The sequence below is a fragment of the Bacteroidales bacterium genome (assembly GCA_013314715.1).
Lineage (GTDB): Bacteria > Bacteroidota > Bacteroidia > Bacteroidales > GWA2-32-17 > Ch61.
On record JABUFC010000041.1, the window covers coordinates 19239 to 27782 of the forward strand.

Below are 8544 nucleotides of genomic sequence, written 5' to 3' on the forward strand. Positions count from 1 at the left end.
AAAACTATAAACTTAAATTTTCTGCAACGATCTCTGCTATATCTTTAACCTGAACTTCTTCTTCCTTGTTTAAGTTTTTAAGTCCATCGGTTAGCATGGTAATGCAAAAGGGGCAAGCTGTAACAATGTTTTTAGTATTGGTTTCAAGGGCTTGTTCGGCTCTTAGCGTACATATTTCTTTTGTGCCTGGTTCCGATTCTTTGAAAAATTGAGCACCACCGGCTCCACAACATAGAGCGAAACTTTTATTGCGTTTCATTTCGTTTATGCTATAACCCATATTTTTTAAAATATTGCGGGGTGCATCGTATATTTTATTAGCACGTCCTAAATAGCAAGGATCGTGATAGGTAGTTGTGTTGTTATTTGCTTTTATAGTTGGAATAATGCCTTTTTGCATCAAATTATTTAAAAACTCAGTATAGTGAATAACTTCGCATGTTGAGCCTAAATCGGGATATTCGTTTTTGAGTGTATTGTAGCAATGTGGGCAAGTTGTTAAAATTTTCTTAACCTCGTATTGCTTAAAAAGTTGTATATTTTGCAAGGCTTGCATCTGAAACAACATTTCGTTGCCGGCACGTCGAGCAGGGTCGCCGGTACAGCTTTCTTCATGACCAAGAACAGCAAAGTCTATTTGAGCATAATTGAGAATTTTGGCAAAAGCTCGGGCTACTTTCTTGTATCGAAAATCGTATGCACCAGCACAGCCTACCCAATATAAATATTCCGGTTTGTGTCCCTGAGCATAAATCTCGCTCATTATGGGAACTTGAAAAGATTTTTCTGTCATTCGTTAATCCAATTTAAACGTTCGGTTGGTGAATATTGCCAAGGAGCACCATTATTTTCTATGTTTGCAAAAATGGCTTGTAAGCCTCCTTGAGCCTTTCCTTCTTCTAATACTAAATATCGGCGTAGGTCAATGATTATTTGAGGATGATATATGTTTACGGGGCATTCTTGGGCACAAGCGTTACAAAGTGTACATGCCCATAATTCTTCAAGGCTGATATAATCGTTTAGGTATGATTTCCCGTCGCTATAGTTTTTATTTTTAATCAAATACGGAGCTTTCTCGTTCATGCGAGCACGTAAGTCCATCATAAGTTTACGAGGTGAGAGTTTTCGACCCGTTTGAGCAGCTGGACATACCGATGTACAGCGACCACATTGTGTACAAGTGAGCGAATCCATGTAAGTTTTCCATGTTACATCTTCACAGTCTTTTATGCCAAAACGAACTGGCTCAGTATTTTCTTGTGGTTCATAAGCAGTTTCGGGATTCATCATCAATTGTAGTTCTTTGGTAATGCTTTCCATGGTGTTTAGTTTACCAAGGGGTTCTATACGGCTTAGGAAAACATTAGGTATAGACATGAAAATATGGAAATGTTTAGAATAGGGTAATATATTGGCAAAAATAAATATCAATTCGATGTGCGTCCACCAGAAAAAGGTGTAAAGACCTTCGGCTTTACAAGGACAAATAGGAAGAATATGCGCAATTAAATTACTTACAGGGTAAGAATTTTCAGGATTTAGAATGGCTTCCATGCTATTCATACCCAAGAGCGAAAACATAAGTAAAAAAATGAGCGAAAGAGCTAAAAAAGCATCTTTATGCGCTTTGGGAGTCATTTCTTGACCATCGAAACGCTTAACTTTGTGCGATATTCTACGAGCAATAAATATCAATATGGCAATGGCTATTAAAAAAGCAAATATATCGCCAAATCCCATGATTATATCATAAAAAACACCTAATACTTTGAGCGATTTGTGAATGCCAAAAACGCCATCAATTACCATTTCAATACTTCCGAAGATGATAACTAAGAAACCCCAAAAAACAATTGCATGTAAAAAACCAGCAAATGGAAAACGAAAAATTTTTGTTTGACCCAAAGCAATTTTTAATACCAAACTAATCCGTTTGCCCCAATTGCCGATAGGATATTTTTTAGTTAGTTTAAAGAACTGTGCTAATCTATATATGGAGAATAAAAAAACTCCAACAGTGATAATTAGCGTAATAATAAAAATTACTTGTGATATACTCATCGTTTTTTTATTTGAATTGCAAAAATAGGTGAATAAACAGAATGAAAAAATTGCTATAAAACATAAATGCAAAATGTTATATCTGTTTCATATAAAATGTTTTTTATTGGTTTTAAATTACCTCTTATTATTGATGTTTATTTATATAGTTAAAGTTATATATACAGAATCAATAAATATTTGTACATTTGAAGCATGACTGGCAGTGCAACAATAGAAAAAAAACGCTTGTGGTTAAGCATGTTCATTCCTTTGTTGTTTGTTTTTTTGTTATGGCTTATTGCATTGATTCAATATTTTTTTGAAATAGATTTAGGTCATTGGGGTGTTTTTCCGTTGCATGCAAAAGGGTTGCCGGGAATTTTATTATCTCCTATGATTCATGGAAATTTCGAACATTTAAGTTCCAATTCGTTACCTTTATTGATATTAGGAACTATGTTGTTTTACTTTTATCCTAAATCGGCATTGAAAGTTTTTTTGTTACTCTACTTTGTTACAGGTGTTTGGGTTTGGTTTGGAGCACGACCCGCTTATCATATTGGCTCAAGTGGAATTGTTTACGGGTTGGCATCGTTTATTTTTACTTGTGGTGCTTTGCTTAAAAACATACGTCTAATGGCGGTTTCGTTATTAGTCGTTTTTTTATACGGTGGACTTATATGGGGATTATTTCCAATTGACTGGCGTATATCTTGGGAGTCGCACTTATCGGGGTTTGTATTAGGTATCATATTAGCAATTTTATACAAAAACGAGAATCGTTATCCCGAAAATGAGCCAGAATGGATGCAAGAAGATGAAAATGAAGATGAGTCGAACGATGAAATTCCCTACTGGAAAAATGAAGATACTACCAATATCGCCTAAAACTTAAAAATAGAGTCGTATTGTACGGATAATCTTTTATTAGATATGATAGGGGATTGGCGAAATTAAAATGAAGAATATTATGGGTATTAAATCTGAATTCAGCATAAATAAAAGGGCTTAGCGAATTATAGCCACCGTATGAACTACCTATTGCAAACTTTATTTTGGAGTTTATTTTTATTGATTGTGAAATAAAAAACTCAGGGCTTTTTTGTTTGGTATGAAATTGATACGATAAGCCCAACTGAAGATCGCTGAAAATTTTATGCTCAAACAAATGATGTATAGAAAACATCATGGTTTCAGGTAGGGTTAATACAGAAGAATTAGTGTCCATGTGATTGTTGTATAATTGACTAAGGCTATCGTTTGATAATATACCCGCGTTGTATTGTGGATTGCTTATAATATTGTCAATTTGTATTCCTTCGTAATGTACCATCGTATCAATGGTTGCATGATACGATTGGTTGATTAGAAAAGCCACGCCTAATTGTTTAACTTGAAACGAAAATAGCGTGTGCGATGATTTATTATATAATGAAATACCCGCATTAAACGAAATTCCCGGTGTGTCAAAAGAGTGGTTGTTTTTGGCTTGATAGGTTCCACGTAGTTTAAAATTTATGTAAGAGCCATCATCGGCTGTATAAAGCGAAGCATTGGGGATGTATAAATATTGAATGTCTTTAAATGCATGAACATTAAAATCGAAAATGGCTTTGGTAATAGTGTTTTCATCTTCAAAAACTTTGTATAAACCCAAACTTAGGGTTCCATAGTCGTAATATTGAAAAAGACTCTGGGATAAGTCAGCATCTTTTCCGGCAAACATTTTATTACCGAATGCTATGATATTAAACAAATCATTATTAAAGGCAGAAGTAAACAGTTGCTTGTAAGAAATACCAACATGGTAGCCCGTTTTTTCCATACTCAATAAACTATCGGGCATATGGTAGAAAGAAATTTCTTCGTTTAAGTTGTAAAAAAGATAATTGTAAGCTTTTAAAGGATTTGATGTTTTTAAATCGTCCGATAAATATTGACTTTGATTGACTGCCTGAATAAATTTTTTATTAAAACCATTGGTTTGAGTAGTGTATAACGAGTTAAAACAAACAGAATAGCCTATGGTGTCTGTTGTTTCTATTAGCGAGTTTTGTCCCCAAGTGTTTTGTGCAATCAGTTTAGTAGAAATCAGAAATATCAATATAAAAAATAGTTGTCTCATTTTTGGATGTGATAATTAAAGTCGCCTATAAGCTTAAAATTCACCGTATAATAATCGTATATTTTTATGTGCGATGAAATCGGTTTGGTGTTGAAATTAGCTTTAAAAACAAGATATTTAGCATTAAAAAAGTGTTGTAATTTAAGATTAGAGAGAGGAATGGTGTTTTTATCGGCTCTTGGTACATTAACTTTATGAGTTGTGGGGCTTATAGTGCCAGCATGAATGTTAATGGGTGTGGTATGGAGTGAATCGTAAAGCTCTTTATTTTCGTTTAGCATGTATATAGTTACATTCATATCAATGGGAAAATAATTGTTCGATTGAAGAACGATGTTGCCATAATTTATTTGGTCTATTTTAACACTCGAAAAATTTGGAATAACAGTATCGCAAAGAACTAAGTTTTCTGCATAGAACGACAGCGGAACTTCGGCATTGAGTTTTAACTTTAATTGGTCTCCGTAATAAACAAAATCATTGGCTGTAGCCGGTGATGGAAGTGATTGCCCTTCGTTCATTTTTATGCGAAATGAATAAGCAAGTTGATTCGGTAGGATACTGATTAAGTCTTGAATATTTGAATTTTGGCTGTTAACACTAAAAGAGCTTGTGGCAGGCACTACATCTACGTTGGTCGTCATGGGGTTTGTTGGTTTTATAAGCATAAAGGGCATTTGCAGAACTGTTCCCTGAAGTAACACATCGCTATTGTTTTGTGTGTTTTTAGCTCTAAGTTGCTGAATATAGGCATGTGCGTTTGTCCCAATTTGATTTTCAATACTCAACGAAAAGTTAGCTTGTTGAAAATGCAAATTTTGAACTTGCAGATTTTTAATAAAATTATAAGCTATGATAGAATCGAACGTAACTTCTTTATATCCAAAAAAACCTTTGATATAATCGGGAACCACATGTTCGAATTTACAAATAGCTGTAATGCTATCGTTTTTTGTAAGTGTAATAAATTCTCCTGTAGAATCAATGCTTGCTCTAAGATTATAATACAAGGCGTTAACAGTGTCAACATCAATTTGATTGTTATTGTTTAAATCGCCTTGAACAACTTCAAATTCGTGCAGACCTCTGAATTTTACTTCATAACCAGTAAAATCGGCAACAGCAGAACTGTGCGATAAATGAATGCCATCGGAAGCCGGAATAGTAACGTTCATTGTAAAAGGTTGTCCATTTTTTTGTGCAGCCGGAAGCGAAAAGTTAATGTGAATATTTTGTTTAATGGTGTTGTAAAAATCGAGCTTTAAATTACCTTGTTTAATCCATGCTTCCGTTATTTGAACACTATCAGGAATGTTTAAAATAAGGTTTTGGTTGTATTTTAATATTTCTTGAGATGGGAAACGAGCTACTGCCGAATCTATTTGCAAGTCTTTAATGGTAATGGTTGCTGTTGTCGATTGGCTTGTATCAATCGTTATAGGAATGCTCGATCCGGGCGATGAAACCGTAATGGATGCCATTAATAAGCTGTCTAACACAATATTGCTTAAGGTAGCAGTTCGTGTTTGCTGTGTTTGTGGAGCAATAAGTGTAAAACCATCGTTAATCAGCACTTCTTGAGTACTTTGTTTTTTTAATTCAAATTGTATGTTGCTAAGTGGAACCGGTAATTGATTGTTAATAGTGATTTCGAGTGTTGCTTGACGAATATAAATATATTTGAAATAATTGCCTGTATTGATTTCGATGGTGTCAAAATGATAAGGTCCAAACGATTGAATGGCAGTTGGCTGACCTGTATTATGAGCTGTCATAATAGTGGTATAAATGGTACTCGATGGTCCGTTGTCTTCCTTATCTTTATTGGCAATATCACCCATTGATACCCTATAATTAAAGCTATAAGGATTTAGGGCAATTTTATTTAAGCTAACCGTATATTGATAACTTGTGTCGGGAATTTTAACGATGGTATCTAAAATAAGTGAAGCTAAATCGGTTTGATATACTAACGAAATGGAGCTATCAGCATTTACTTGGCAAATGCTATCGGCAATAAGATGATGAATATCAATATTTGAAAAAGCCAAGGGTAAAAGCATATCGGTATCCCACGAGGGTTTTAGTTCTTCTTTCTTACAAGACGACAAGAAAAATAGAATAATAAAGAAAAATATGGTGTTTTTCATCTTTAACAATGACGATATTTTAGTTCTCAATGGTTGCATTATACCGGGCATGCGTTCGATATCTTTAAAACGAAAATTGAGGGGTATTCGCTCATAATCTGTTTCATTTTATCCGATAAAAAGGGGAGTATATCGTCGTATTTTCCATAAATAAGAGTGCTCATCGGTTGAACAGAAATTTTAAACAGCTTCGATTCATTCAGCATGTCTATAAATTTTTTAATGGCTTGATGTGAGTTTGAATCAAGCGGATAATAGCTTATTTCAAGGCTGATGTTCATAACATTTTTGTTTTTTGAATGGCAACTCCTAAGAAAGCTCCTTCTTCGCCTTGTTCTTTTAAACGGAAAAATTCGTCAAAATAGACGGTCTCTTTTATGATAGGTTCACCCCATATGCTTAATAATGAGTATAGTTCTTCTTTGGTAAAAAAATGAGCGTCTTTAAAAGTAGGATCGTTAGCTTTGTTTTTACCTAATGGCGAATGGAGATTTAGACAACCTAAAATAAGCCAACCATCGTGTTTCAATACACGAAACATTTCGTTAATAGCCGATTCTATGTTATTTACAAATTCGAGCATAGTAATACTGGCAACTACATCGAATTGTTCGTTATGGAATGGTAGGTTTTGTACATCAGCTTTAACGAACTTTGTACGTTTAATTTTTTTAATTTGGGCTATTTCGAGCATTGCATCCGAAATATCAACAGCAGTTATGTCGTAGCCTAATTCCGAAAAGTATGCAGTCCAATGTCCGGTTCCACAGCCTACTTCGAGAAATGTTGAGCCTTGATTGGGCAAGCATAGTAAGCTTTTTATTAAATTCTTTTCTAGAATATCTATTTTTTTACCTAATTCTGTTTGGTAATAGCTATCGTATTGTTGAGCTATTTCTTTATTTTCAAAAATGTTCATTGAAATAAAAATTGTTGGTAAATATAACGATGTTTTTAATAATTTTTATCATCTATAATAAACATACATTAACAATGTGTATTTGTTTATTAAAACAAATTAACATTTGATAAACGAAACAAATTTAATATTTTGCCGTATAAACAAATAAAAAAAGCTATATGCGTCCCTAACACAACCATAGTATTAAAAATAGTTCAAGTTTTAGTAATTTGCTTAATACAGAGTTCTTTATTGTTTTCTCAAAACTCCAATCGTTCTTACAAAATCACTTTTTCTGACACTATACCAGGATTTACCTCCATTCAAGCCAAAGGTAATGTTGTTATTTCTATTCGTCAGGATAATTATTTTAGCATAACTTTCAAGGGTAGTCGAAACATTTTAAAAGATGTTTTTAGCAGTGTAAAGGTTAATAATCATTGTTTAAATATCGATGCTACTAAATTATTCGAAAATGAACGAATATATGTAGAGGTTATAATGCCGGTGGTTGATACTATTCGACTTTTTGATAATGCTTCTGTTTATACGCCAACCAATATATGGATAAAGCGTTTGTATATTGAAAATTATTCAGAACAGCGATCAGAAATATTTATCAATAGCACTGAATGCAACCTATTTACTAAAGGATATGGCACCATTCGTTTGGCAGGTATAGTTGACATATTAAGAGTTTATGCTAAGGATGAAATTGTTTTAAACATAGAGTTTTTATCTAAATATCTATATTGCGAAACCAACCAAAAAGCTACCATTATTGCCAAAGGCAAAACTTTTGCGGGTGAGTTTTGGGCTTACAATAAATCGCTGATAGATGCCATGGAAACTACTTGTGGAAGAGTTAAAGTATTTGCTTTAGATAATAGTCAAATTAATGTTAAAAGCGAAGAAAAACCTTTAGTCTTATCGTTAAAAAAAGGTAAAATACAGTATATCGCTCCCAATGTTATGGTAATCGATTCTATAGGAATACATAACCTAAAAGAAATAAAATAATCCTAAAAATTATATACAGCTGCAAATAAATATCTAAAGTTTTTAGGCTCTTGAGTTTTAATTACAGTCCCATTTAATTGTGGACGTCCATAAGCAGCTGCAGTTAATTCAATTTCTGCCGACAACGATAATTTATTACTGATAAAAGTTATGCGTGGCGAAGCACGATAAATATGAGTCCTTTGCAAGGCTATTAACATGCAAATATGTGATTGTTAATAACTTATTGATGTTTTTATTTAAAATTCCAGAAATAATGGTTATTTTAGCGTTATGAAATTAGAAAAATCAGGAAATATGAC

The 8544-nt window shown here is 33.3% G+C and carries 9 protein-coding genes; 2 read left to right on the plus strand and 7 right to left on the minus strand.

Annotation, left to right across the window (positions count from 1 at the left end; genetic code table 11):
* Nucleotides 1-4 precede the first annotated feature (4 nt).
* Entirely contained in the window at nt 5-793 is a 789-nt protein-coding gene (locus HPY79_09740; GenBank protein ID NSW46080.1) for a (Fe-S)-binding protein, read from the minus strand.
* Nucleotides 790-2064 (minus strand): (Fe-S)-binding protein, encoded by a 1275-nt coding sequence (locus HPY79_09745; GenBank protein NSW46081.1) that lies wholly within the window; start codon nt 2062-2064, stop codon nt 790-792. Before HPY79_09745 ends, HPY79_09740 begins: the two co-directional genes overlap by 4 nt.
* Nucleotides 2065-2259: 195 nt before the next feature.
* Here HPY79_09745 and HPY79_09750 point away from each other — a divergent pair, with 195 nt between their 5' ends.
* Entirely contained in the window at nt 2260-2934 is a 675-nt protein-coding gene (locus HPY79_09750) for a rhomboid family intramembrane serine protease (protein NSW46082.1), read from the plus strand.
* On the opposite strand, the gene HPY79_09755 is transcribed toward HPY79_09750, so the two are convergent.
* The 4 genes from HPY79_09755 to HPY79_09770 are packed head-to-tail and all read right to left on the minus strand — an operon-like array spanning nt 2918 to nt 7240.
* Nucleotides 2918-4171, minus strand: a complete 1254-nt coding sequence (locus HPY79_09755) for a hypothetical protein (protein NSW46083.1) — start codon at nt 4169-4171, stop codon at nt 2918-2920. The genes HPY79_09750 and HPY79_09755 overlap by 17 nt on opposite strands.
* Nucleotides 4168-6321 (minus strand): hypothetical protein, encoded by a 2154-nt coding sequence (locus tag HPY79_09760; protein NSW46084.1) that lies wholly within the window; start codon nt 6319-6321, stop codon nt 4168-4170. The genes HPY79_09755 and HPY79_09760 overlap by 4 nt, the downstream gene beginning before the upstream one ends.
* A gap of 38 nt (nt 6322-6359) precedes the next feature.
* The gene (locus tag HPY79_09765; protein NSW46085.1) at nt 6360-6602 is read right to left on the minus strand and encodes a thiamine-binding protein; all 243 of its coding nucleotides are present in this window, start codon (nt 6600-6602) and stop codon (nt 6360-6362) included.
* On the minus strand, nt 6599-7240 hold the full coding sequence (locus HPY79_09770; GenBank protein ID NSW46086.1) for a class I SAM-dependent methyltransferase: 642 nt from the start codon (nt 7238-7240) through the stop codon (nt 6599-6601). Before HPY79_09770 ends, HPY79_09765 begins: the two co-directional genes overlap by 4 nt.
* A gap of 132 nt (nt 7241-7372) precedes the next feature.
* Between HPY79_09770 and HPY79_09775 the strand changes: the two genes are divergently transcribed.
* Complete coding sequence (locus HPY79_09775; protein ID NSW46087.1) at nt 7373-8242, plus strand: DUF2807 domain-containing protein; 870 nt, start codon at nt 7373-7375, stop codon at nt 8240-8242.
* 2 nt (nt 8243-8244) lie between these two features.
* Here the strand turns inward: HPY79_09775 and HPY79_09780 are convergent, their stop codons facing one another.
* A complete protein-coding gene (locus HPY79_09780; GenBank protein ID NSW46088.1) occupies nt 8245-8442 on the minus strand; it encodes a hypothetical protein in 198 nt (65 codons plus the stop codon).
* Between the last annotated feature and the right edge of the window lie 102 nt (nt 8443-8544).

Bases quoted from the DNA above. Each gene is read 5' to 3' on its own strand.
- HPY79_09770 (NSW46086.1), bottom strand. From the start codon at position 7,240: ATGAACATTTTTGAAAATAAAGAAATAGCTCAACAATACGATAGCTAT.
- HPY79_09750 (NSW46082.1), top strand. From the start codon at position 2,260: ATGACTGGCAGTGCAACAATAGAAAAAAAACGCTTGTGGTTAAGCATG.
- HPY79_09760 (NSW46084.1), bottom strand. From the start codon at position 6,321: ATGAAAAACACCATATTTTTCTTTATTATTCTATTTTTCTTGTCGTCT.
- HPY79_09745 (NSW46081.1), bottom strand. From the start codon at position 2,064: ATGAGTATATCACAAGTAATTTTTATTATTACGCTAATTATCACTGTT.
- HPY79_09740 (NSW46080.1), bottom strand. From the start codon at position 793: ATGACAGAAAAATCTTTTCAAGTTCCCATAATGAGCGAGATTTATGCT.
- HPY79_09765 (NSW46085.1), bottom strand. From the start codon at position 6,602: ATGAACATCAGCCTTGAAATAAGCTATTATCCGCTTGATTCAAACTCA.
- HPY79_09755 (NSW46083.1), bottom strand. From the start codon at position 4,171: ATGAGACAACTATTTTTTATATTGATATTTCTGATTTCTACTAAACTG.
- HPY79_09780 (NSW46088.1), bottom strand. From the start codon at position 8,442: ATGTTAATAGCCTTGCAAAGGACTCATATTTATCGTGCTTCGCCACGC.